The following is a 24,929-nucleotide window of genomic DNA, read 5'->3' on the forward strand; positions in this document are numbered from 1 at the left end:
CCCCCGCTGAAGCGCCCCCGGCACCGGCCCTCCCCGTGATCTCGGGCGGCCAGGTCGTCACGAACCCCGGCGACGAGGACTACAACGAGAACGCCGGCCTCGCGATCGACGACGACGTCACGACGGCCTGGTACTCCCTCGAGTACAAGACCTCGAACTTCGGAGGCTTCGACAGGCTCCTCGCCTACGCGATCACCCTCGAGCAGCCCGCGACGGTCTCGACGGTCTACCTGTCGACGCAGAACACCGGCGGCAACGTCGAGATCCGCGCGACCGACGCCGCGAACCCGCGGGGCGGCGAGGTCCTCGCCTCAGGGCCGCTCAACGGCGAGACCACCATGACGCTGTCCGCCCCTGTCGAGACGCAGAACCTCGTGATCCTCTTCACGGACCTGCCGACGGCGACGTCGGACGGCAAGTTCCGCGCCCACATCTACGACATCAGCCTCTCCTGAGGCCCCGCGGAGCCATCTCCAGGGCCCTCGGGTCCGAACCACTCCTGCACCACCGCACGGGAACAAGCCCGTGCAGACCGGTGTTCTCGTCCTAGCAACCGCGACACCGCCGGGCACGAGCAGCACAGCCCCACGCCCGTCGCACAGACACACCGACCGAAGGACACGACCAGTGACCGCACAGACCACCCCCACGCACGAGCTCATCATCGTCGGGTCCGGTCCGGCCGGGTACACCGCTGCCGTCTACGCGGCGCGCGCAGGGCTGGCCCCGCTGGTCCTCGCCGGGTCGGTAACCGCCGGTGGCGCCCTGATGAACACGACCGAGGTCGAGAACTTCCCAGGCTTCGTCGACGGCATCATGGGCCCCGAGCTCATGGAGAACATGCAGAAGCAGGCCGAGCGCTTCGGCGCTCAGATCGAGTGGGACGACGCCGTGTCGCTCGAGCTCGACGGTCCCGTCAAGGTGGTCACGACAGGTGGCGGCGAGGTCTTCTCGGCCCGCGCGGTCATCCTCGCGACAGGCTCCGCCTACCGCCAGCTCGGCCTCGAGGACGAGACACGCCTCTCCGGGCGCGGTGTCTCGTGGTGCGCGACCTGCGACGGGTTCTTCTTCCGCGACCAGGAGATCGTGGTCGTCGGCGGCGGCGACTCCGCAGTCGAAGAGGCCACCTTCCTCACCCGTTTTGCCTCGAAGGTCACGATGGTGCACCGTCGCGACACGCTCCGCGCCTCGAAGATCATGGCCGAGCGCGCCGCCGCAGACCCCAAGATCGAGTTCGCCTGGAACTCAGAGGTCGTCGCGATCCACGGCGCCGACAAGGTCGAGGGCGTGCGCCTGCGCGACACCCTCACCGGTGAAGAGCGCGACGTCGCGGCCGGCGGGCTCTTCGTCGCGATCGGCCACGACCCGCGCACCGAGCTCGTCAAGGGCCAGGTCACGCTCGACGACGAGGGGTACATCGAGGTGCAGGGTCGCTCGACACGCACCAACCTCGAGGGTGTCTTCGCCTGCGGCGACGCCGTCGACCACACCTACCGTCAGGCGATCACCGCTGCAGGCTCTGGCTGTGCCGCGGCTCTCGACGCCCAGCACTACCTCGCAGACCTCGTCGGTGCGCAGGACTCCCCGACCGAGCTCGTCGAGGCCGTCGAGGCACTGGAGGCGAAGTGAGCACCGCGACCCCGGTCCACGCGACCGACGAGACCTTCAAGAGCGTCGTCCTCGAGTCCGACGTCCCCGTCCTGGTGGACTTCTGGGCCGAGTGGTGCGGGCCGTGCCGCCTGGTGGCGCCCGTCCTCGAGGAGATCGCCGCCGACTACGCGGGACGTCTGACCATCGCGAAGGTCGACACCGAGGAGAACCCGCAGGTGACCGCCGCCTACGGCGTCGTGTCGATCCCGCTGCTGAACATCTACCACCAGGGCGAGCTCGTCAGGTCCATCGTCGGTGCGCGCCCGAAGAAGGCGCTCGTCGAGGAGATCGAGGCGGTCCTCGCCGAGATCGGCTGACCGAGGCACGACCCGGTTGCCGGTGCGGTCCACAGACCTGACCGAGCAGCACGCAGGAGGGGTCCCTGGCACTCGCCAGGGACCCCTCCTGCGTACGGTGGCACACCGTCTGCGGCACGCGGCTCACCGTCTGCGGCGCATGGCACCCCGCCTGCATGTCGCGGCGACCCGTCTGCGGCACGCGGCGACCCGCCGACAGCGGCACCGTCCGTCTGGTGTTCCTTCACGAGATCCTCTGAGTCATCGTGGGAGACTGACGAGGTGACGCCTCCGACTCCCTCGACACCAGGCACCCGGCTCGACCCGTGGTTCGGTGCGTACGCGATGCGTGCGCACAACATGCGGGCCTCCGAGGTGCGAGCCCTCTTCGCCGTGGTGAACCGTCCCGAGGTCGTCTCGCTGGCCGGTGGCATGCCCTACCTCGAAGGTCTCCCTCTCGAGAGCATCGCCGCCAGCATGGAGCGCCTCATCGCGACGCACGGGACCACCGCGCTCCAGTACGGCTCCGGTCAGGGTCACGAGGCGCTGCGCGAGCAGATCCTCGAGGTCATGAAGCTCGAGGGCATCGATGCGCACCCTGACGACGTGGTGGTCACCACGGGGTCGCAGCAGGCCCTGGACCTCGTGACCCGCATCTTCATCGACCCGGGCGACGTCATCGTCGCCGAGGCACCGAGCTATGTCGGTGCGCTGGGGGTGTTCCGCTCCTACCAGGCCGACGTGGTGCACGTCCCGCTCGACGAGCACGGGCTGATCCCCGAGGCGCTCGACGAGGCGCTCACATCCCTCGCCGCTCAGGGCCGCCGGGTCAAGCTGCTCTACACGATCCCGAACTTCCACAACCCCGCCGGCGTCACCCTGAGCCTCGAGCGGCGGCCGCGGATCCTCGAGATCGCCCGCCGCCACGGCGTCCTCGTGGTCGAGGACAACCCGTACGGGCTGCTCGGCTTCGGCTCCGAGCCCCTCGAGGCCATGCGCGCCACCGACGGTGACGGCGTGCTCTACCTCGGTTCCTTCTCCAAGACCTTCGCTCCCGGGTTCCGGGTCGGCTGGGTCGTCGCGCCTCACGCCGTCCGCGAGAAGCTCGTCCTGGCGTCCGAGTCGGCGATCCTGTGCCCGTCCAACGCCTCGCAGATGGCGATCTCGACCTATCTCGAGACCAGCGACTGGAAGGCGCAGATCAAGGCCTTCCAGGTGCTCTACAGGGAACGTCGAGACGCGATGGTGGGTGCGCTGGCAGAGCACATGCCCGACGCGTCCTGGACCGTGCCGGACGGCGGCTTCTACACGTGGGTCAAGCTCCCCGAGGGCCTGGACTCCAAGTCGATGCTCCCGCGCGCCGTCACCGGTCGCGTCGCCTACGTGCCGGGGACGGCCTTCTTCGCCGACGGCACCGGCGGCGATCACATGCGGCTCTCTTACTGCTTCCCGACGCCCGACCGCATCCGTGAGGGCGTCCGACGCCTCGCCTCTGTCGTCAACGCCGAGCGGGAGCTCGTCGAGATCTTCGGCACGACAGCCCACCTCGACGACGTGACAGACACCGACAACCCAGGACCGGACCTCGTATGACTCACTCTCCCCGCGTCCTCGTGCTGGCCGGTGGCCTCTCGCACGAGCGCGACGTGTCCCTGCGCTCTGGCCGACGTGTCGCCGAGGCCCTCAGGTCGGCCAACATCGACGTCTCCGTGCACGACGTGGATGCAGACCTCCTCCCCGCGCTCTCGCAGACCCGGCCCGACGTCGTCTGGCCCCTGCTGCACGGGGCGAGCGGTGAAGACGGCTCCATCCGCGACATCCTCGACCTGCTCGACGTCCCCTACGTCGGCACCGGTCCGCGGGCCTCTCGGATCGCGTGGAGCAAGCCCGTCGCGAAATCTGTCGTGGCGCGTGCGGGCCTCGACACACCTGACTACGTGACCCTCCCCCAGAGCCTCTTCCGTGAGCTCGGAGCACAGGCCGTCATGGCAGCCGTGGTCGACAAGCTCGGGCTGCCGCTCGTGGTGAAGCCGTCACGCGGTGGTTCTGCGCTCGGTGTCAGCCTGGTGCGGTCGGCGACCGACCTGCCTCAGGCGATGGTGAGCTGCTTCGCCTATGGAGACGTGGCCCTCATCGAGCGCGCCGTCGAGGGCATCGAGGTGGCCGCGTCGGTGGTCGAGACGTCTGAGGGCCTGCGGGCCCTGCCTGCCGTGGAGATCGTCACCGACGGGCCCTACGACTACGACGCCCGCTACAACCCGGGGCGAACGGAGTACTTCGCGCCGGCACGACTCACGTCGGCGCAGGCCGAGGCCGTCGGCGCGACGGCGATCGCTGCCCACGAGGCCCTCGGGCTCCGGCACATCTCCAGGACGGACCTCATCCTGCAGCCTGACGGGACCATCCAGTTCCTCGAGGTCAACGTCGCACCCGGGATGACCGAGACGTCGCTGCTGCCTCAGGCCGTGGTGGCGAGCGGGTGGGCCCTGCCGGCGCTCTACAGGTCGGTCGTCGAGAACGCGCTGCCCGCGCCCGTCGTCTGAGGTCTGGCGTCTGAGTACCGGGTTCCACCGGGTTCCGAGTTTCGGTCCGAGGCTCAGGACTGTCCTCCCAGCAGCCGGGTCTGGGCCCCCGCTCCCGGCTCCCGGCTCCCGGCTCCCGGCTCCCGGCTCCCGGCTCCCGGCTCCCGGCTCCCGGCTCCCGGCTCCCGGCGGATCGTCGATGACGAGTCAGCGTGCGGAAGCGCGTCGAAGGGGACGGACCGCGCGGTCCGTCCCCTTCGACGTACAGTGCGCTGAGGTGCGCCTCCAGCTCTGCGTGACGCTCAGACGTCCTTCTGGAAGAGCCCCGGCTCTTCGGGCGCCATGACGTTGAGGATGCGGTTCAGGTCGTCGACGGTCGCGAACTCGACGGTGACCTTCCCCTTGGTCTTACCGAGGTCCACCTTCACCCGCGTCTCGAAGCGGTCTGAGAGCCTGCTGGCGAGGTCGTCGATCGCCTGGACCCGGGTGCCCGCCCGAGGACGCTGAACCGGCTTGGCAGGCTCCTCGTCGCCTCCGAGGGCGACGATCTCCTCGGTCGCGCGGACCGAGAGTCCCTCGGCCACGATGCGCTGCGCCAGGCGCTCGATCTGAGCCCCGTCGGCGAGGCCGAGGAGCGCCCGGGCGTGGCCGGCAGAGAGCACCCCGGCAGCGACACGTCGCTGCACGAGAGGAGGCAGTCTCAGCAGTCGGAGGGTGTTCGAGATCTGCGGCCGTGACCTGGAGATCCGCACCGCGAGCTCTTCGTGCGTGCACCCGAAGTCGTCCAGGAGCTGACGGTAGGCAGCCGCCTCTTCGAGAGGGTTGAGCGCCGACCTGTGGAGGTTCTCCAGCAGTGCGTCGCGCAGCAGGTCGCCGTCTTCAGTCTCCCTGATGATCGCCGGGATAGCACCGAGCCCGGCCTCCTGGGTCGCGCGCCACCGCCGCTCGCCCATGATGAGCTCGTACTGGTCCGGCTCGGAGGTCGGACGCACGACGATCGGCTGGAGCACGCCGATCTCGCGGATCGAGCCCACCAGCTCCGCTAGGTCAGCCTCGTCGAAGACGGTGCGGGGCTGACGAGCGTTAGGGCGGATCGACTCGACCGGAAGATGCGCGAAGGTCGCCCCCGGGACCGGTACGAGGGACGATTCTGGCTCAGCACCGGTCGCCGCAAGATACGTTTCACGTGAAACAGCGTCGATCTGGACGGTCCCACGATCGCGTGCGGGCGCACCGGAGCTGACTGAGGGCATCGAGGATCGCTGCCCACCGCTCGTGGTCTTCTTAGTCTCGCGGGGTGCGCGAAGCTTGGCCACGACCGCTGCCGAATCAGCGATAGCAGTCGTGTTCGGCACCTCCCCCTCGACGGGCTGCTTCGGGGGGAAGAACACGTCGACGGGCCGTTCGAGATCTGGAGCCGTCGGGATCAGGGCGCCGAGCCCTCGACCCAGCCCACGTCGCTTCTCGCTCACAGGTGATCCTCTCGAAGATGCATGCCAGGAGCTGAAGGTGGGCCCCCAGCGGTAGTCGTCACGGAATGGGCTGCATCTCTGTGCCACACGTCGACGTCGACCGTGCTGCCATTCCCCTGTGCCGCCGCGCGACGGGACATTGTCTGGATCTGCGGGTGATGAATACTCATGCCGCGGCCTCCCGTTCTGTGAGCTCACGGGCAGCCTCACGGTAGGCGAGGGCGCCTGTCGAGCTGGGCTCGTAGGAGATCACGGTCTGACCGTGACTCGGAGCCTCAGACACCCTGACCGAACGCGGGATGGACGTCGCGAGAGTCTCTGTACCGAAGTGCTCTCGCACCTCGGACGCCACCTGCGTGGCCAGGTTCGTGCGGGCGTCGAACATCGTCAGCAAGATCGTCGAGACGTGCAGGTCGGGATTCAGGTGGGCCTGAATGAGCTTGATGGTCTTCAGCAGCTGACTCAAGCCTTCCAGTGCGTAGTACTCGCACTGGATAGGGATCAGCACCTCACGCCCCGTCACGAAGGCGTTGAGGGTGAGCAGACCAAGGCTCGGAGGGCAGTCGACCAAGACGTAGTCGATGCGCGGAAGCCCTTGCTCCTCCCGTTCGGTGAGGTAGGTGTCGACAGCTCGACGGAGTCGAGTTTCACGTGAAACGAGCGAGACCAGCTCGATCTCAGCGCCCGACAGGTCAATCGTGGCAGGAACAACCAGAAGATTCGGGAATTCCGGGCAGGCCTGGACGGTCTCCGCGATCGATAGTCCTTCGACCAGAACTTCGTACACCGACGGAACTCCCGACCGGTGATCGATACCCAGCGCTGTGGAGGCGTTCCCTTGCGGGTCGTTGTCGATGACCAGCACGTTGAGACCGCCCTGGGCGAGGCTTGCAGCCAGGTTCACGGTAGTCGTCGTCTTGCCGACACCGCCCTTCTGGTTAGCGACTGTCATGATCCGCGTCTTCTCGGGCTTGCGGAACTGCCGGCCCTCGAGCGACATCCGGCGTCGAGTATCTACGAGGAGCTGTGCGGCGAGCGGGGTGGACTCGTCCTCTGCGGGGAAGGAGGTGAGCAGCTCACTCATACGGTCGTCCGAGCGCGGTGTTTCACGTGAATCACGGCTTCCCTCGATGCTGCTGGATCCGGGCTCAAGTCCTCGGGATGGGCTTCCAGGTGCCACGGACACTCGATCTTCCTCCACACAGACGCACACGCCCGGGCAGCTCAGATCATTCCGTGAGCCTCCGGGCCTTCTCCACCCAAGACTACTGCGTGCCACCCACGCTGAGACCATCCGCGCCGCGCGTCGACGACAGCTGCTATCCCCTTTCCGCTGCGGACAGTATGCGACTCTGTCGGCGGTAGGCGCGCCCGTTCCACGTGGAACAACGGCGCATGGGCCAGAGCCCTCGTTCTCGGTTTCACGTGGAACGAGGCTCGACGATGGTGCCGCTCATCCCAAAGCCTGGCGATCCCGTCCGGCCACCGCTCCTCGCCCATAGAGACAAGAGCACAGGGTCGCCACGGCTCACGGCTCACGGACAATATTCGCTCACATTCGATTCACCCGGTATCCCCGTGGCGCGACGAACCCTTCATCCTCCCCTCAACTCAGAAGGATGAGGGCACATGGCCGGGAGGGATGCGTTGGCTGCCATGGAACGAGTAGACCCGCACCCACGGCAAACAAGCTCTCTCCACACACACAGCTGTCGCAGCCTTCTTCGCCCAACGGTCTGTCGGATGCCCCGCCACGGTCGGCGATGACACAGCACCGACCCAGCGTTGAGCTGACTCGCCAGCTTCCCCGCCCTTAGTCCCGAAGGGCCACATGCTCCATCTGTTTCACGTGGAACACGCCTCTTCGAGGCCAAAGCACGTCGCCAACTCTCTCTAGACCGGAACGTGTGCCACCGCTCCTCCACATGACTGGCTCGGGACGAGCTGTCTCCTAGGCGGACCTTGACCCCTCCCCCACCACTGACGGTCCCAACGCGGCGGCACCACTCCCAGGCGATCACGGGCTCACAGACCCCAAGAGCTAAGAACGGCCGATCCAGACCAACAGATCCGGCCAGGAAAGCAGAGAGCGCTTGGGAGAACCCGGAACATCAACCACCTCATTGACAGCGGCGCACGGCGACGACGAAGGCACGCAGGGGCAGACGTCACCTGGGACTCTTCACCCACGACATCACAGGGGTCTCGATGACGAAGCCAGGATGGACTGGCGCAGAGCACCGTCGACAACCGACGCCAGGCTGTCCGCATCACGTAGTCGTGGCTCCAGCCGCCGAGCCCCCACTCCCCCCGCGCGAGCCCATTGCCCACTGCAGTCGTACGCTCACATCTGGTGCGGGCGGTGAAAGACGATAGCGCTCGTGACCTCAGGTCACCGCTACCCCGCTGGACCGAGCGTCTGCGAGCGAACACACCCTGGATGAGGCAGCCAACTGGGGCACCGCGATCCGCCTGCAGATCAGCAGATCTATACCGCGTGACACCCCCGCCCCGTACCCAGGCTCCGGTGAGATATCGAGGAACGCGACCGAGATCGCCCGATCCGCAGCCACCCAACATCTGAGCGACTGAGCTGCCGGGTCACCGCGTCACCCCGTCACCGACGTCACCGACGTCACCGACGTCACCGACGTCACCGACGAGCATCAGGGATGGGCCCGGATCGCATCGTCCGCTCGATGTCCCAGTCGGGCTGCTCTCAAGATCTCATCGATCAGCACGATGTTCCGCCGCGTCGGCCCCGACTCAGATTTGGGCGCGACCCCGTCATCGCGGTGGCCAGGACCGCCACCCGGGCCTCGTAGGTGTACTCCACTGTCCGCCTGGTCGGCAGCCCGCAGCGGCGCCGGCCTTCTGCCCGCGTCGCGTCGCCGAGTCACCTTCTACACTAACCACACATAACGACCTTGTGGAGAAGCCTCAGGAGATCAGAGATCAGCACTCGAGCGTCCGTGAAGCGCAGCGACGGACCGGAGGATCGTTCTCACAGAAGCGGATGGTCGTTGATCGGCCTCTGACCACGCCGTCGACCAAGGCCCGCGGGCCGTCGGCACGTGCGTCTGCTACTTCTTGCCGCGCGTCGAGCGGAGGACCGTCGTCCCCTCGGCACCGTCGATCGTGTGTGCCTGGAGGATCTCCGGCGGGCTCATCTTGAACTTCTTCAGCACCTTGCGCGCGGGCTCGATCTCCGCCTCGACATTGCGCCCCTTGAGGATGATGAGCTCTCCCCCGAGCCGCAGCAGCGGCAGCGACCAGCGGGCCAGCTTGTCGAGGGCGGCCACAGCCCGTGCCGTCACGACGTCGGCCTCGAAGGCGTCGTGGAACTCTTCGGCTCGTCCACGCTTCACCTCGACGTTGGTCAGCCCGAGCGTCTCGGTCATCTCGTTCAGCCAGGTGCAGCGACGCTCCATCGGCTCGATGAGGATCACCTCGGCCTCGGGGCGCATCGCCGCGATCACGAGCCCCGGCAGACCAGCACCGGAACCGATGTCCACGATCGTGCCGGTCTGCGGGAGGTACTGGACCACAGCCGCGGAGTTGAGGATGTGGCGGTCCCAGATCCGACCGATCTCTCGCGGTCCGATCAGACCGCGGAGCTCACCCTGGACGCTCAGCTCGTGCGCGAAGCGATCGACCGCAGGGAAGGCGTCTCCGAAGTACTCGGAGAGCGTCGCCCGCTCGTAGTTCTCGTCCATCGTCTTCTCGTCCGTCCTGTGGCGCTCGGTCCGCGGGCGCCGTCCGGCCGCCTCGCAGAGAGACTTCACATCTCAGGCAGTCACCCGAGATGTGGAGTCTGTCGTTCTGTGTGGTCGATACCGGGGAGCTACTGCTGCTGCTCGGCCGGTCCGACCTCGATGTACCGCTGCGGCTCGATGCCGTACGACTCGCTGACCAAGCCAGCCGCAGTCACCACGTCGTGGACGACCTTGCGCTCGAAGGCGTTCATCGGGTCGAGCGCAACCTTCTCACCCGACGCCTTCACCTGCTCGATCGTCGTGTCGGCGAGGATCGTGAGCTCAGCGCGACGCTCCGCCCGGTACCCGGCGACGTCGAGCATCAGCCGGCTCCGCTCCCCAGTCTTGGTCTGGACCGCGAGGCGGGTGAGCTCCTGCAGAGAGTCGAGCACTTCCCCGTTGCGGCCGACCAGGTGCCTCAGCGACTCCTGGTCGTCGGCGACGACCTCGACAGCAGCACGGCCGTGGTCGACGTCTATGTCGATGTCACCGTCGAGGTCCGCGATGTCCAACAGCTCTTCGAGGTAGTCGGCAGCGACCTCGCCCTCTTCTTCGAGGAGCGTCGTCTTCGTGCGAACCTCAGGTTCGACAGCGGGTGTCTCTGCAGTCACGGGATTCTCCATTCACGTCCGAGGGCCTGTCCGTCGGGGACAGGGACAGTCTGCTGCAGCGCGGTCAGCGCTTCTTGCGCTTCTTGCTCTGCGGCTGCTGACGCTGTGTGCTGGCGGGCTTGGTGGTCACCTCGGGTGACACCACCTCAGGCGCTGTCGCCGAGGCCTCCGCACCCGCTGCAGCGGACGTGACGTCCTGCGTCGCCGTGACAGGACGCGCCTTCTGACGGTCCTTGCGCTTGGGCTGCTGGCGCTGTCCACGCGGCTGCTCGATGACCGTGGGCTTGTCTTCCTCGATCACGATGCCCTTGCGGGCGGCCTTGCGTGCCTTGCGCTCGTTGAGCATGCGCTCGGCCTCGGAACCCGGGGCGGGCATCTTGCGAATCGTGTAGAACTGCTGGCCCATCGACCACAGGTTGGTGGTCGTCCAGTAGATGAGGACACCGACCGGGAAGTTCACGCCCGAGACGCCCATGATCACCGGGAGCATGTAGAGCATGATCTTCTGCGTCTGCATCATCGGGCCCTCGAGGGCCGCCTTCGGCATGTTCTTCATCGTCAGCTGACGCTGCGTGAGGAACTGCGTCGCCGCCATCGCGACGATGAGGATCCCGGCGACCACCTTGGTGTTCACCGTCGTGGGGTCGTGCAAGAACGTGAAGGACAGCGGGGCGCCGAACAGGGCGGAGGACTCCGCAGCCTTGGCGACGGCCTGGTCGATCGGGCCGATCGCGTCCTTGGACCCGTCGGCGATGCCGGCGAGGCTGTTGAGGACGCGGAACAGCGCGAAGAACACGGGCGCCTGGAGCAGCACGGGCAGGCAGGACGCGAAGGGGTTGGTGCCGTGCTTCTTGTACAGCGCCATGGTCTCGCGGCTCATGGCCTCGCGGGACGCCGGGTCCTTCTTGTTCTTGTACTTCTTCTGGATCGCCTGGAGCTCAGGCTGCACCATCTGCATGCCGCGCGAGGCACGGATCTGCTTGAAGAACAGCGGGATCATGATCGTCCTGATGACGATGACCAGACCCACGATCGACAGGATCCAGGCCACGCCCGCGCCGTCGGGGAGCCCGACGAAGACGAAGAGCTTGTGGCACAGGAACATGATCCAGGCGACAACCCACTCGAGGGGGTAGAGGATCTGCATCATGCCACCCGCTCGTTCGAGCAGCGGATCGTCGTGAACTCCATGGCTGTGGCTCCTAGTGGACAAGCGTCGTGCATGAGTCGTCGGCAGGATCGGCGACGAAGATCTGTGGCGGCCGGTGACCTGTCAGTGGTCATGGACCGCACCGGGCCCTGTACCTGGAACGTCGTCGACGCCCCCGGAGTTCCACGGGTTGCACCGCAGGACCCTCCACACGGCCAGACGAGTACCGCGGATCGCACCGTGCTTCTCGAGCGCGATCACCGCGTAGCTCGAGCAGGACGGGTAGAAGCGGCACCTGGGCGGCGACAGCGGAGAGATGAAACGCTGGTACAGACCGACGGCCCCGAGCAGGAGCCGGGCGAGAGGACCGCGGCGTCGCGGTCCTGCCGCCGGCGGCTCGACCGCGGGGTGGTCCGGTCGCTCTGCGGAGGTCACGAGGACGCTCTGGTCAGCCTCGACAGAGACCTGCCGAGGCAGGCGTCGAGGTCTGTGCCGAGCCTGGCGAAGTCAGCGTCGGCCGATGCCGGCAGAGCTCGCACCACGACCAGGCTGCCGGGAGGGAGCGTCGACATGCGCGTCGCCACCAGCGCCCGCAGGCGACGCTTCACCCTGTTGCGGACGACGGCGTTCCCCACGGCCTTAGATACAACAAAACCGACCGACGGCGCGTCGCTGCCTGCGCCCGAGGGCGAGACGTGGACGACCATGGTCGATTTTCCTGTGCGCACACCGCCGCGCACCGCCCGGCTGAAGTCGCCGGGACGGCGCATGCGATGCGCCGCGGGAAGCACCGAGCTCAGGCAGAGAGCTCGGAACGGCCCTTGCGGCGACGAGCTGCGAGGATCGCGCGACCCGCACGGGTGCGCATGCGCAGCCGGAAGCCGTGGGTCTTCGCACGACGCCGGTTGTTCGGCTGGAAGGTCCGCTTGGTCACGAGGTACTCCAAAACACGTTGGGGAAGCGCATCCTCGGTGGACACGCGGAACGCCACTTCGGATGTCGTGCATGACGTCCCCGGAAGGATCTGGGGGCATGCGGAAGCGACGGAACTGGCTGTCAAACGGTACGTGGTCCGGCTACCACAGGTCAAACCCGCGGGTGGGCAGCCGGCTGGGCGCGTCGCAGCGACGCTCCGTCCGGGTGCGGCAGAGGTCCCGGTGCACCGGATCGTCCACAGGTGTGGACGGGCTGCGTCCACCTGTGGAAGCTCGTCAGCTCCTGTGCGACCGGGGCGCGCCGGGAGCGGGTCATCCACAGGCTGGACCCCCGGGATACCAACGTCTCGAACAACCGTACCGATAACCCACAGGCTGTGGAAAACTATGTGGACAGCGCCTGGGCATGCGAGACTGCTGATCCAGTTCTCCACCGGCGGGACGCCTCTGCAGAGCTCGGCACTCGGGAAGACGACACTCCTCCCCGGGACATCGTGACCAACAGGAAGACCACGTGGCGACCACAGACGACAACATCAGCGGCATCTGGAAGCAGGCCATCGCCGAGCTCGAGGCGAGCCCCGACATCACGCCTCGCCAGCTGGCCTTCGTCAAGCTCGCCAAGCCGCTCGGTCTCTTCGACGGCACCGTGATCATCGCCGTCGCGAACGACCACACCCGTGACTTCCTCGAGACCAGGGTCCGGGCCGAGGTCGTCCAGGCCCTCTCCAACGCACTCGGTCGCGACGCCCGGTTCGCGATCACCGTGGACCCCGAGCTCGGCTTCGACGACGAGTCGCCGACCACCTCCCCCACGACCGAGGCCCCCGCGCCGGCTCCGGTGCGCCACGCACCCCCGGCCCAGGCCGACATCGCGGAGATCTCCCGCCGCCGTGCCTCCATGTCGTCAGGGTCGAGCGCGAGCGGCTCCAGCTCTGTCGAACCAGCGCTCCTCAACCCGAAGTACCTCTTCGAGACCTTCGTCATCGGCTCGTCCAACAGGTTCGCCCATGCTGCGGCGGTCGCCGTGGCCGAGGCACCGGCCAAGGCCTACAACCCGCTGTTCATCTACGGCGACTCAGGTCTGGGCAAGACGCACCTGCTGCACGCGATCGGCCACTACGCCTACAACCTCTACCCCGGGGTCCGCGTCAAGTACGTCAACTCCGAGGAGTTCACGAACGACTTCATCAACTCGATCCGTGACGAGAAGGCCGGGGCGTTCCAGCGCCGCTACCGCGAGGTCGACTTCCTGCTCATCGACGACATCCAGTTCCTCCAGGGCAAAGAGCAGACGATGGAGGAGTTCTTCCACACCTTCAACACGCTGCACAACGCCAACAAGCAGGTGGTCATCACCTCCGACCTGCCGCCCAAGCAGCTCAACGGATTCGAGGACCGTCTGCGGTCTCGCTTCGAGTGGGGCCTCATCACCGACGTCCAGCCGCCCGACCTCGAGACCCGTATCGCGATCTTGCGCAAGAAGGCCAGCGGCGAGCGACTCGCCGCCCCGGACGACGTGCTCGAGTACATCGCCTCGAAGATCTCGTCGAACATCCGCGAGCTCGAGGGCGCGCTCATCCGCGTGACGGCCTTCGCGAACCTCAACCGTCAGCAGGTCGACCTCGCCCTCGCCGAGATCGTCCTCAAGGACCTCATCACCGACGACGACGCCTCGCAGATCACCGCGGGCAGCGTCATCGCGCAGACTGCGGCGTACTTCGGTCTCACCATCGACGACCTCTGCGGCAGCTCGAGGTCACGGGTCCTCGTGACGGCACGCCAGATCGCCATGTACCTGTGCCGTGAGCTGACCGACCTCTCCCTGCCGAAGATCGGCCAGCAGTTCGGCGGCCGCGACCACACCACGGTGATGCACGCCAACCGCAAGATCACCGAGCAGATGGCGGAGCGCCGGTCGACGTTCAACCAGGTCACCGAGCTCACGAGCCGCATCAAGCAGCAGCACAGGGGCTGAGTGGTCCGTCGTCCGCAGGTGGACGAGAGGTGTCCGGCAGGGGGCCGTGGGACGAATGTTCACAGCTGTGGACAGCCCTGTGGATAGCGGTGGACGACGCCCTTGGTTCTTGTGGACGGGAACGCCGTTCACGGTGGACGGCCTGTGGTCGAAGAGTTGTTGTCCACAGACCGCCTTGGTCGTCCACAGTTCAGCAACAGCTGCGCGCACAGGCAGAAAACGGCTCTGACCTGCGAGGACGCATCATCCGCACAGAATTCACAAGGGCTACTACGACTACGACTCCTCTCTCAAAGGTCAAGCGACTCACCTTCATCACCCGGTGGCGAGAAGTCCGAGATGCCAGGCATGAGCCTGTGCAGACCGCGGCTCCTGACACGCCTGACGCCTCCGGTGAACACCGATCACCGATGACAGGAATCTCTTCAGCACCTCGGTCGCCAGTGCTGCGCGTCCTCGCGTAAGGTTCAACCACGCGAGGGGGCTCGGTCAGACGGCTGACCCTCGACCGACCACCTCCGGGAGATCGCTCGGGCCTGCGCGCCCTGGACCTCCCGCGTCGAGAGTCTGCGCGCACGAGAAGAGCTGTTCACGAGAAGATCAACGGACGTCAGGGCCCTCCTGGACGGACACAAGACCCGCCCAGAGGCAGGTCGAGGAAGGTGTGGGATGAAGTTCCGGGTTGAGCGCGACGTTCTTGCCGAGGCAGTGACCTGGACGGCTCGTACCCTGCCGACCAGGCCCCCAGCACCTGTCCTCGCCGGTGTGCGCATCGAGGCGTCGGCCGACGGGACGCTCGGGCTCTCGAGCTTCGACTACGAGGTCTCTGCCCGGTCCGAGATCCCCGCAGAGGTCACCGAGCCCGGCGTCATCCTCGTCTCGGGCCGCCTGCTCGCCGAGATCTCCCGCGCCCTGCCGGCCAAGCCTGTCGACTTCTCGGTCGAGGGCACCAAGGTCACCGTCGTCTGCGGTGCGAGCCGCTTCACGCTCCTCACGATGCCCGTCGAGGACTACCCGGCCCTGCCCTCCATGCCCGAGATCAGCGGCACCGTCCACGGCGACGAGCTCACCGCCGCGGTCGCCCAGGTGACCGTCGCCGCCAGCCGTGACGACACGCTCCCGCTGCTCACCGGCGTCCGCGTCGAGATCGAGGGCGAGCGCATCACCATGCTCGCGACAGACCGCTACAGGCTCGCGCTGCGCGAGATGACGTGGAAGCCCGCCTCGCCGGACATCTCGACGGTCGCGCTCGTCCGTGCCCGCACGCTGTCGGACGTCGCCAAGTCGCTCGGCGGCTCGGGCGAGGTCAACGTCGCGCTCTCGACGGGGACCGGCGTCGACCTGGTCGGCTTCGAGGCCGGCGGACGCCACACCACATCGCTCCTCGTCGACGGCGACTACCCCCACGTGCGTCGCCTGTTCCCCGACGAGACCCCGATCCACGCCGTCGTGCCGACCCAGCCGCTCATCGACGCCGCGAAGCGTGTGGCCCTCGTCGCCGAGCGCAACACGCCGATCCGCATGAGCTTCTCCGAGGGCCAGGTCGTCCTCGACGCCGGCCAGGGTGACGACGCGCAGGCCTCCGAGGCTCTCGAGGCCGTGCTGGTCGGTGACGACATCTCGGTCGCGTTCAACCCGGCGTTCCTGCTCGACGGGCTCAACGCCCTCGGCACAGACTTCGTGAGGCTCAGCTTCACGCACCCGAACAAGCCGGTCGAGTTCACCGGCCAGGGATCCCTCGACGGTGAGGACAGCTCGCACTACCGCTACCTGCTGGTACCGATCCGCTTCGCCAGCTGAACGACCCCGAGGAGGGTGACATGCGCATCGGACTTGTCGGACTGGGCAAGATGGGCGCCAACATGCGCACCCGTCTGCGCGCCGGAGGCATCGACGTCGTCGGGTACGACCGCAACCCGGAGGTGACCGACGTCGCCTCGCTCGAAGAGCTCGTGGCCTCGCTCCCCGAGGGTGAGCGATTCGTGTGGGTGATGGTCCCGGCAGGGGCGATCACCCAGGGAGTCGTCGATGACCTCGCAGGCCTGCTCTCCCCCGGTGACACGGTCATCGAGGGTGGCAACTCGCACTATCTGGACGACGGCAAGCACGCGGCCGCCCTCGCCGAGCACGGCATCGGCTATCTCGACGTCGGCGTCTCAGGCGGCGTCTGGGGCCTCGAGAACGGCTACGGGCTCATGGTCGGCGGTGATGCCGCTCTCGTCGAGCGCGCTCTCCCCGTCTTTGACGCCCTGCGTCCCGAGGGTCCCCGCGACGAGGGCTTCGTGCACGCCGGGGCAGTCGGCGCCGGCCACTACGCCAAGATGGTCCACAACGGCATCGAGTACGGCCTGATGCAGGCCTACGCCGAGGGCTTCGAGCTGCTCGAGGCGAAGGACATCGTCACCGACGTGCCCGGGACCCTCAAGGCATGGAGCCGCGGCACCGTCGTGCGGTCCTGGCTGCTCGACCTGCTGGTCAAGGCCCTCGAAGAAGACCCGTCGCTCGAGCAGATCAGCGACTGGGTCGAAGACTCGGGCGAGGGTCGCTGGACGGTCGACGAGGCGATCGACTCGGCCGTCCCGCTGCCGGTCATCTCGGCCGCGCTCTTCGCGCGCTTCTCGTCGCGCCAGGGAGCCTCGCCGGCCATGAAGGCCGTCGCCGCCCTCCGCCACCAGTTCGGTGGTCACAGCGTCAGGCCGTCGGCCCCGGGCGCATGATCGACTGATGCACGTCTCCCACCTCTCGCTGCTCGACTTCAGGTCGTACGCCCAGGTCGACGTCGAGCTCGAGCCGGGCGTCACGACCCTCGTCGGGCCGAACGGGCAGGGCAAGACGAACCTGGTCGAGGCCCTCGGCTACGTCGCCACCCTCGGCAGCCACCGCGTCTCCTCTGACGCGGCGCTGATCCGCGCCGGGGCGTCGCGCGCGGTCGTCCGCACACGCATCGTGCGGGGCGACCGCGCGAGCGTCGTCGAGATCGAGATCGCGCAGGGGCGTGCCAACCGGGCCCAGCTCAACCGCTCCCCCGTGCAGCGACCGCGCGACGTCCTCGGCATCGCGCGGACGGTCTTGTTCGCCCCCGAGGACCTCGTGCTGGTCAAGGGGGACCCGGATGCCCGACGCCGGTTCCTCGACGACCTGACGGTGCTGCTGCTCCCGAGGATGTCGGGGGTGTTCTCGGACTACGACCGCGTGCTCCGCCAGCGCAGCGCGCTGCTCAAGTCCGCCGGTGCGGCCCGGCGCTCGTCGAACCCGCCGGACCTTCGGACCCTCGACGTGTGGGACGCCAAGCTCGCCCAGGTGGGCGCGCAGATCATCGCCGTCAGGCTGCAGCTGGTCGCTGCGCTGCGCCCGCACGTCGCTCTCGCCTACGACCAGGTGAGCTCCGGGCAGGGGCACGCCGAGATCGAGTACAGGTCGTCGCTCTCGGCCGTGCTGAGCGGGGTGGACGACAGGTCGATCTCGGGTCTGGCGGCAGAGCCCGTCCTCGCCCCCGACGCGGGTGCTGGAGCGCCGTCGACCGAGCACCTCGAGCAGCAGCTCATGGAGGCGCTCACGATCGTGCGTCCGAAAGAGCTCGAGCGCGGGGTCTGCCTCGTCGGCCCTCACCGCGACGACCTGACCCTCACCCTCGGCGGTCTGCCTGCCAAGGGCTACGCGAGCCACGGAGAGTCGTGGTCCTTCGCCCTCGCGCTGCGGCTCGCCTCGTACCGGCTGCTGACCGACGGACCTGACCCGGCGTCGGCCGACGCCGCCTTCTGGTTCGCGGACACGGGCCCTGACACCGAGCCGATCCTGGTGCTCGACGACGTGTTCGCCGAGCTCGACTCTCGTCGTCGTGGGCGTCTTGCCGAGCTCGTCGAGGGTGCCAGCCAGGTGCTCATCACCGCGGCCGTCGGTGAAGACATCCCGGAACGGCTGCACGGGGCGCGCCTGGCGGTCTCGGGAGGCACGGTGACCCGTGCCTGAGGTCCCCGGCGACCGCGGCGGGTCACGGGTGTCGGGCGGTGGTCGCGGGCGGCCGGGTGGCGCGGACGGCCAGAGCACCCCGGAGAGCGAGAGCCCGGAGGACCAGACCAGCACGACCGGGACCGACGACGAGACCGACGGGCCGGTCCTCCCGGACGACCGGCCGGTCAGCGAGATCATCGAGCTGAAGGCGCCGGGCGACGTCGCCCGCGAGGCCCTCAACCGAGCGCGGGCCGCCGCCAAGGCGAAGGGTCTCTACCCCGGGGCTCAACGTCGACGGATCCTGGCCGAGCCGCGGCGCAGCGGGCCCGGCAAGGACGGTCGCGACCCGAAGCTGTTCGCCGAGACCCTCTCGGCCTTCCTGGAGCAGCGTGGCTGGGTCCAGGAGGTCTCGGTCGGCGGTGTCATCGGCCGGTGGCGCGAGGTCGTCGGAGACGACATCGCCGACCACTGCGAGCCCCTGACCTTCGAGAACGGGATCCTCACGGTGCGGGCGTCGTCGACGGCCTGGGCGACCCAGATCCGCCTGCTCGTGCCCCAGCTCCTCGGCGTCCTCGAGCGCGAGGTTGGGCAGGACGTCGTGCAGACGATCGCCGTCCAGGGGCCGACAGGTCCAGGGTTCGGAAAGGGTTTTCGCTCGGTCCAGGGCCGCGGCGCGCGCGACACCTACGGCTGACGAGACCGCTGTCGTCCACCTGAGGGTGGATCCTCGGGACGACCTGGTCTCGACCTGTGCAGACACCTGTGGAAAAGCGGCGTGAATCCCCGCTGATCCGCGTCTTTCCGGTAGACTCTGAAGGTCATTCCGCCCGCGTGCTGCAGGCGGAAAAGAGCAGCGTGACCGCCGTCGCACACCCCTGGCCCGCTCGGAGTCCGAGCGCGTCGCCGGAGCGAGGACGGATGCGCGCTGCAAGAGGACTAGGAGCACCACCAGCCGTGGCAGAACTCAACAACGCCGCCGATTCCGAGCCGTCGACCCACGTCCCCGGAACCGTCGACGGAGGGTACGGTGCCAGCGACATCACGGTCCTCGAAGGACTCGAGGCCGTGCGCAAGCGTCCCGGCATGTACATCGGCTCGACCGGAGAGCGTGGTCTGCACCACCTCGTCTACGAGGTGGTCGACAACTCTGTCGACGAGGCCCTCGCCGGCTACTGCGACCACATCGAGGTGACGCTGCTCGACGACGGCGGTGTCCGTGTCGTCGACAACGGCCGAGGCATCCCCGTCGACATCCACCCGACCGAGGGTCGCCCCACGGTCGAGGTCGTCATGACGATCCTGCACGCCGGCGGAAAGTTCGGCGGCGGCGGCTACGCGGTCTCGGGTGGTCTGCACGGTGTCGGCATCTCCGTCGTCAACGCGCTCTCGACCCGGGTCGAGACCGTCGTGCGACGCCAGGGCTTCACGTGGCACCAGTCCTTCGCCGACGGCGGCAAGCCTGTGGGCGAGCTCCGCAAGGGCGAGCCGACCGACGAGACCGGCACCACGCAGACCTTCTGGGCCGACGACAGCATCTTCGAGACCACGCGCTACGACTTCGAGACCCTGCGCGCGCGCTTCCAGCAGATGGCCTTCCTCAACAAGGGCCTGCAGATCACGCTGACCGACGAGCGCTCCGACGTCGCCGAGACCGACGACGAGGTCACCGGCGCCGACGAGGGAGAGGGCTCCGGCGCTCAGGCACGGACCGTGGTCTACAAGTACGACCGCGGTCTGCTCGACTACGTCGCCCACCTCAACTCGGCCAAGCGTGTGGAGATCGTCCACGAGGACATCATCGCCTTCGAGTCCGAGGACACCGAGCGCCGCATCTCGCTCGAGGTCGCGATGCAGTGGACCAACGCCTACTCCGAGTCGGTCCACACCTACGCGAACACCATCTCGACGACCGAGGGCGGGACGCACGAAGAAGGCTTCCGCGCCGCGATGACGTCCCTGATCAACCGCTACGCGCGGGCCAAGGGGATCATCAAGGAGAAGGACGACAACCTCACGGGTGACGACATCCGCGAGGGCCTCACGGCCGTCATCTCGATCAAGCTCGGCGAGCCCCAGTTCGAGGGCCAGACGAAGACCAAGCTCGGCAACACCGAGGCCAAGACCTTCGTCCAGTCCGTCGTCAACGAGCAGCTGGGCGACTGGCTCGACTCGCACCCGAACGAGGCCAAGGACATCATCCGCAAGGCCATCCAGGCCTCGCAGGCCCGTCTGGCCGCCCGCAAGGCGCGCGAGGCGACCCGACGCAAGGGTCTGCTCGAGTCCGGCGGCATGCCGGGCAAGCTCCGCGACTGCCAGTCGAACAAGCCCGAGGAGTGCGAGGTCTACATCGTCGAGGGTGACTCGGCAGGCGGCTCCGCGGTCCGTGGGCGCAACCCCCGCACCCAGGCGATCCTGCCCATCCGAGGCAAGATCCTCAACGTCGAGCGCGCGCGCCTCGACAAGGCCCTGGGCAACCAGGAGGTCCAGGCGCTCATCACGGCCTTCGGGACCGGGATCGGCGAGGACTTCGACATCGCCAAGCTGAGGTACCACAAGATCGTGCTCATGGCCGACGCTGACGTCGACGGCCAGCACATCTGCACCCTGCTCCTGACGCTGCTGTTCCGCTACATGCGACCGCTCATCGAGCACGGCATGGTCTACCTCGCGCAGCCGCCGCTGTACCGCATCAAGTGGTCCAACGCCGAGCACGACTACGTGTACTCCGACCGTGAGCGCGACGAGTACATCGCCGCGGGCATCGCGAACGGCAAGCGGATCCCCAAGGACAACGGCATCCAGCGCTACAAGGGTCTCGGCGAGATGGACTACTCCGAGCTCTGGGACACCACGATGGACCCCGACCACCGCACGCTCCTGCAGGTCACGCTCGACGACGCGGCAGCAGCTGACGAGATCTTCTCCGTGCTCATGGGAGAAGACGTCGAGTCCCGCCGCAACTTCATCCAGCGCAACGCCAAGGACGTCAGGTTCCTGGACATCTAGCGGGTCGTGACCGGGACTCCCGGTCCCACGACGACGCAGCCCCCACGAGCCAGACCGAGACGGCGACAGCGCCGGACCGAGAACGAGGAACACCGTGACAGACGATCTGACACCTGAGCCCAGCACTCCCGAGATCCTCGGCGAGAACGGGCTCGCCATCGAGCACGGACGCATCCAGAGCGTCGACCTGCAGCTCGAGATGCAGCGCTCCTACCTGGACTACGCGATGAGCGTGATCGTCGGGCGTGCGCTGCCCGAGGTCCGTGACGGGCTCAAGCCCGTGCACCGCCGCGTGCTGTACGCGATGTACGACGGCGGGTACCGCCCCGACCGTGCGTTCTCCAAGTGCAGCCGCGTCGTCGGCGACGTCATGGGAAAGTTCCACCCCCACGGTGACAGCGCGATCTACGACGCTCTCGTGCGCCTCGTCCAGGACTGGTCGCTGCGCTACCCGCTCGTCGCCGGGCAGGGGAACTTCGGCTCCCCCGGCAACGACCCCGCGGCTGCCCCGCGGTACACCGAGTGCCGCATGGCCCCGATCGCCATGGAGATGGTCCGGGACATCGACAAGGACACCGTCGACTTCCAGGACAACTACGACGGCCGCACGCAGGAGCCGTCGATCCTCCCGTCGCGGTTCCCGAACCTGCTGGTCAACGGCTCGTCGGGCATCGCCGTCGGCATGGCCACCAACATCCCGCCGCACAACCTCCGTGAGGTCGCCGAGGGTGTCCAGTGGTACCTCGACCACCCTGACGCCTCGCCCGAAGAGGTCCTCGACGCGCTCATCCGCATCATCAAGGGCCCGGACTTCCCGACAGGCGCGACGATCCTCGGCCACCGCGGGATCGAGGACGCGTACCGCACGGGCCGCGGCTCGATCACCATGCGCGCGATCGTCAACGTCGAGGAGATCCAGAACCGGATCTGCCTCGTCGTCACCGAGCTCCCGTACCAGGTCAACCCCGACACCCTCGCGCTGAAGATCGCCGAGCTGGTCAAGGACGGCCGCGTCCAGGGGATCGCGGACATCCGCGACGAGACCTCGGGCCGCACGGGCCAGCGCCTGGTGATCGTGCTCAAGCGCGACGCCGTCGCCAAGGTCGTGCTCAACAACCTCTACAAGCACACGCAGCTGCAGGACAACTTCGGTGCCAACATGCTCGCGCTCGTCGACGGCGTGCCCCGCACGCTGAGCATCGACGCGTTCATCCGCCACTGGGTCGCCCACCAGCTCGAGGTCATCGTGCGTCGCACGGCCTTCCTGCTGCGCGAGGCCGAGTCGAAGATCCACATCTTCCGCGGGTACCTCAAGGCGCTCGACCGCCTCGACGACGTCATCGCGCTCATCCGCCGCTCCCCCGACGCCGACCGTGCGCGTCAGGGCCTCATCGAGATGCTCGACATCGACGAGATCCAGGCGACCGCGATCCTCAACATGCAGCTGCGCCGACTCGCCGCCCTGCAGCGCCAGGAGATCATCGACGAGCACGACAAGCTCGAGAAGGAGATCCTGGAGTACCAGGACATCCTCGCGAAGGAGTCGCGCCAGCGTCAGATCGTCTCCGACGAGATGAACGAGCTCGTCGCGAAGTACGGCGACGAGCGACGCACGACGATCCTCCCGCACGCCGGCGAGGTCTCGATGGAAGACCTCATCGCCGAGGAGGAGATGGTCGTCACCATCACCCGCGGCGGCTACGCCAAGCGGACCCGCAGCGACAACTACCGTGCGCAGAAGCGTGGCGGCAAGGGAGTGCGTGGCGCCCAGCTGCGCGAGGACGACATCGTCGACCACTTCTTCGTCACGACCACGCACCACTGGCTGCTCTTCTTCACCAACCTCGGCCGTGTCTACCGCGCCAAGGCCTACGAGCTGCCCGAGGGCGGCCGTGACGCGAAGGGCCAGCACGTCGCCAACCTCCTGGCCTTCCAGCCCGGGGAGAAGATCGCGCAGGTCCTCGACATGCGCGACTACGACGTCGCGGACTACCTCGTGCTCGCGACCCGCCGCGGGACCGTGAAGAAGACCCGGCTGTCCGAGTACGACTCCAACCGCAGCGGCGGTGTCATCGCGATCAACCTGCGCGAGGACGCCGACGGCCACCCTGACGAGCTCGTCTCGGCGCGCCTCGTCGACGCGACCGACGACCTCATCCTCGTCTCGCGCAAGGGCCAGTCGATCCGCTTCACGGCGAGCGACGAGGCCATGCGGCCCCTGGGACGTGCCACCTCGGGCGTCACCGGCATGAAGTTCCGCGAGGACGACGAGCTCCTCGCCATGGACGTCGTCCGTGAGGGTGCCCACCTCTTCGTGGTCACCGAGGGCGGGTTCGCCAAGCGCACGAGCGTCGACGAGTACCGTGTCCAGGGACGTGGCGGGCTCGGCATCAAGGTCGCCAACCTCGTCGAGGCGCGTGGAGATCTTGTGGGGGCTCTGGTGACGGACGAAGATGACGAGGTACTCGTCATCATGGAGCGTGGCAAGATCGTGCGATCTGCTGTGAACCAGGTGAACCTCACCGGGCGCACCACGCAGGGCGTGACCTTCGCCAAGCCCGACAAGAACGACCGCATCATCGCGGTCGCTCGCAACGTCGAGCGGAACCTGGGTGACGACATCGACTCAGAGGAGTCCGGTGAGGGGGCTGACGGGGACGCCGTGACGACGAGCGACGACCTGCAGCACCCTGGCGACGCAGTCGCCGCTCCGGATTCGACCACCGGATCCGAGGAGGACGCATGAGCGGCGAAGCCACAGGCAAGCCCACAGCAGCATCGGGGAAGCCCGCCCGGGGCGCCAGCGCCTCCACCCCGCCGGCTCCCCCGGCACCGTCGGTGAGCTCCCCGCCGCCGTCGGTCCCGCCGAAGAAGGCTGCCGGCACGCCGTCGCCCACCTCGGCAGCCGGCGCGACCAAGGTGTCAGGCTCGGGCGGATCGCAGGGAGCCAAGACCACAGGCGCCCAGGCGGAGGCTGCGAAGACTGCACCCTCCACCCGTCCCGGCGGCACCCCGGCGGCCAAGGGTCCCAGCCCGATCGGCACCGTCACCGCCGCCACCCCGACCTCTGCGGCACCCTCGGTGTCCGGTGCGCCGGCCTCCCAGGGCAGCAGCACGGCGCCCGCACGGCCGTCGGTCACGCAGGCTGACCCGAGCACGGGCACCACGCAGGCCTCACCGGCCGTGAAGAAGGTCGTGCCCGGGCCGCGACGTGTCCGTCTGGCCGTCGCACGGATCGACCCGTGGTCCGCCATGAAGCTGTCGTTCCTGCTGTCGATCGCCCTCGGCATCATGATGATCGTGGCGACCATCGTCTTCTGGATGGTCCTCGACGGCATGTACGTCTTCACCGAGGTCGACAGGCTCGTCCAGGAGGTCCTCGGCGACGCCGCGGACGTCAACGTGCTCCAGTACGTCGAGTTCAAGCGCGTGGTGTCCCTGGCCACGATCATCGCGATCGTCGACATGGTGCTGCTCACAGCCCTCGCCACGATCGGGGCATTCCTGTACAACGTGGTCGCCTCGCTCGTCGGTGGTGTGCACCTCACGCTCATCGACGAGTAAGATCATCACGCGCTCGATCCCGCTCGGGACCGGTGCTGA

General features: G+C 67.8%; 20 protein-coding genes and 1 pseudogene. 13 read left to right on the top strand and 8 right to left on the bottom strand.

Annotated elements, in window-relative coordinates; genetic code table 11:
* The 5 genes and pseudogenes from HZZ10_RS00005 to HZZ10_RS00025 all read left to right on the top strand — a co-directional run.
* Positions 1 to 455 (top strand): annotated as a pseudogene (locus tag HZZ10_RS00005) (hypothetical protein); the annotation flags it as partial.
* 172 nt (positions 456 to 627) lie between these two features.
* Positions 628 to 1,629, top strand: coding sequence for a thioredoxin-disulfide reductase (trxB, locus tag HZZ10_RS00010; RefSeq protein WP_056134594.1), 1,002 nt, complete (start codon positions 628 to 630; stop codon positions 1,627 to 1,629).
* Entirely contained in the window at positions 1,626 to 1,967 is a 342-nt protein-coding gene (gene trxA / locus HZZ10_RS00015; protein ID WP_056134595.1) for a thioredoxin, read from the top strand. The genes trxB and trxA overlap by 4 nt, the downstream gene beginning before the upstream one ends.
* A 261-nt stretch (positions 1,968 to 2,228) precedes the next feature.
* Positions 2,229 to 3,539 (top strand): aminotransferase-like domain-containing protein, encoded by a 1,311-nt coding sequence (locus HZZ10_RS00020; protein WP_179911955.1) that lies wholly within the window; start codon positions 2,229 to 2,231, stop codon positions 3,537 to 3,539.
* Complete coding sequence (locus HZZ10_RS00025) at positions 3,536 to 4,489, top strand: D-alanine--D-alanine ligase family protein (RefSeq protein WP_179911956.1); 954 nt, start codon at positions 3,536 to 3,538, stop codon at positions 4,487 to 4,489. Before HZZ10_RS00020 ends, HZZ10_RS00025 begins: the two co-directional genes overlap by 4 nt.
* A gap of 281 nt (positions 4,490 to 4,770) precedes the next feature.
* On the opposite strand, the gene HZZ10_RS00030 is transcribed toward HZZ10_RS00025, so the two are convergent.
* The 8 genes from HZZ10_RS00030 to rpmH form a co-directional block, all read right to left on the bottom strand.
* The gene (locus HZZ10_RS00030; protein WP_179911957.1) at positions 4,771 to 5,940 is read right to left on the bottom strand and encodes a ParB/RepB/Spo0J family partition protein; all 1,170 of its coding nucleotides are present in this window, start codon (positions 5,938 to 5,940) and stop codon (positions 4,771 to 4,773) included.
* Between the two features lie 166 nt (positions 5,941 to 6,106).
* Positions 6,107 to 7,024, bottom strand: coding sequence for a ParA family protein (locus HZZ10_RS00035; protein ID WP_056134604.1), 918 nt, complete (start codon positions 7,022 to 7,024; stop codon positions 6,107 to 6,109).
* Positions 7,025 to 9,023: 1,999 nt separating this feature from the next.
* The gene (gene rsmG, locus HZZ10_RS00040; protein WP_056136305.1) at positions 9,024 to 9,656 is read right to left on the bottom strand and encodes a 16S rRNA (guanine(527)-N(7))-methyltransferase RsmG; all 633 of its coding nucleotides are present in this window, start codon (positions 9,654 to 9,656) and stop codon (positions 9,024 to 9,026) included.
* Between the two features lie 128 nt (positions 9,657 to 9,784).
* Complete coding sequence (locus HZZ10_RS00045) at positions 9,785 to 10,318, bottom strand: Jag family protein (protein ID WP_056134607.1); 534 nt, start codon at positions 10,316 to 10,318, stop codon at positions 9,785 to 9,787.
* 52 nt (positions 10,319 to 10,370) lie between these two features.
* Positions 10,371 to 11,456, bottom strand: coding sequence for a membrane protein insertase YidC (yidC, locus tag HZZ10_RS00050; RefSeq protein WP_179911958.1), 1,086 nt, complete (start codon positions 11,454 to 11,456; stop codon positions 10,371 to 10,373).
* 123 nt (positions 11,457 to 11,579) lie between these two features.
* Positions 11,580 to 11,891 carry a membrane protein insertion efficiency factor YidD gene (gene yidD / locus HZZ10_RS00055; RefSeq protein WP_179911959.1) on the bottom strand — a complete coding sequence of 104 codons (312 nt, stop codon included), beginning with the start codon at positions 11,889 to 11,891 and terminating at the stop codon, positions 11,580 to 11,582.
* Positions 11,888 to 12,247 (bottom strand): ribonuclease P protein component, encoded by a 360-nt coding sequence (gene rnpA, locus HZZ10_RS00060; RefSeq protein WP_056134614.1) that lies wholly within the window; start codon positions 12,245 to 12,247, stop codon positions 11,888 to 11,890. Before rnpA ends, yidD begins: the two co-directional genes overlap by 4 nt.
* Before the next feature lie 5 nt (positions 12,248 to 12,252).
* Positions 12,253 to 12,390 carry a 50S ribosomal protein L34 gene (gene rpmH, locus HZZ10_RS00065; RefSeq protein WP_159808264.1) on the bottom strand — a complete coding sequence of 46 codons (138 nt, stop codon included), beginning with the start codon at positions 12,388 to 12,390 and terminating at the stop codon, positions 12,253 to 12,255.
* 515 nt (positions 12,391 to 12,905) lie between these two features.
* Here rpmH and dnaA point away from each other — a divergent pair.
* The 8 genes from dnaA (at position 12,906) to HZZ10_RS00105 (ending at position 24,890) form a co-directional block, all read left to right on the top strand.
* Positions 12,906 to 14,369 carry a chromosomal replication initiator protein DnaA gene (gene dnaA / locus HZZ10_RS00070; protein ID WP_056134616.1) on the top strand — a complete coding sequence of 488 codons (1,464 nt, stop codon included), beginning with the start codon at positions 12,906 to 12,908 and terminating at the stop codon, positions 14,367 to 14,369.
* A 669-nt stretch (positions 14,370 to 15,038) separates the two neighbouring features.
* The gene (gene dnaN, locus HZZ10_RS00075; RefSeq protein ID WP_056134619.1) at positions 15,039 to 16,169 is read left to right on the top strand and encodes a DNA polymerase III subunit beta; all 1,131 of its coding nucleotides are present in this window, start codon (positions 15,039 to 15,041) and stop codon (positions 16,167 to 16,169) included.
* Between the two features lie 20 nt (positions 16,170 to 16,189).
* Complete coding sequence (gnd, locus tag HZZ10_RS00080) at positions 16,190 to 17,086, top strand: phosphogluconate dehydrogenase (NAD(+)-dependent, decarboxylating) (RefSeq protein WP_056134622.1); 897 nt, start codon at positions 16,190 to 16,192, stop codon at positions 17,084 to 17,086.
* Between the two features lie 7 nt (positions 17,087 to 17,093).
* The gene (gene recF, locus HZZ10_RS00085) at positions 17,094 to 18,338 is read left to right on the top strand and encodes a DNA replication/repair protein RecF (RefSeq protein WP_056134625.1); all 1,245 of its coding nucleotides are present in this window, start codon (positions 17,094 to 17,096) and stop codon (positions 18,336 to 18,338) included.
* Entirely contained in the window at positions 18,331 to 19,014 is a 684-nt protein-coding gene (locus HZZ10_RS19955) for a DciA family protein (protein WP_235533946.1), read from the top strand. Before recF ends, HZZ10_RS19955 begins: the two co-directional genes overlap by 8 nt.
* A 260-nt stretch (positions 19,015 to 19,274) precedes the next feature.
* Positions 19,275 to 21,326, top strand: coding sequence for a DNA topoisomerase (ATP-hydrolyzing) subunit B (gyrB, locus tag HZZ10_RS00095; protein ID WP_056134627.1), 2,052 nt, complete (start codon positions 19,275 to 19,277; stop codon positions 21,324 to 21,326).
* 94 nt (positions 21,327 to 21,420) lie between these two features.
* The gene (gyrA, locus tag HZZ10_RS00100) at positions 21,421 to 24,072 is read left to right on the top strand and encodes a DNA gyrase subunit A (RefSeq protein ID WP_373367300.1); all 2,652 of its coding nucleotides are present in this window, start codon (positions 21,421 to 21,423) and stop codon (positions 24,070 to 24,072) included.
* A complete protein-coding gene (locus tag HZZ10_RS00105; RefSeq protein ID WP_179911960.1) occupies positions 24,069 to 24,890 on the top strand; it encodes a DUF3566 domain-containing protein in 822 nt (273 codons plus the stop codon). The genes gyrA and HZZ10_RS00105 overlap by 4 nt, the downstream gene beginning before the upstream one ends.
* Positions 24,891 to 24,929: the final 39 nt, after the last annotated feature.

This window comes from Sanguibacter inulinus, from assembly GCF_013415325.1.
GTDB classification, from domain to species: domain Bacteria; phylum Actinomycetota; class Actinomycetes; order Actinomycetales; family Cellulomonadaceae; genus Sanguibacter; species Sanguibacter inulinus.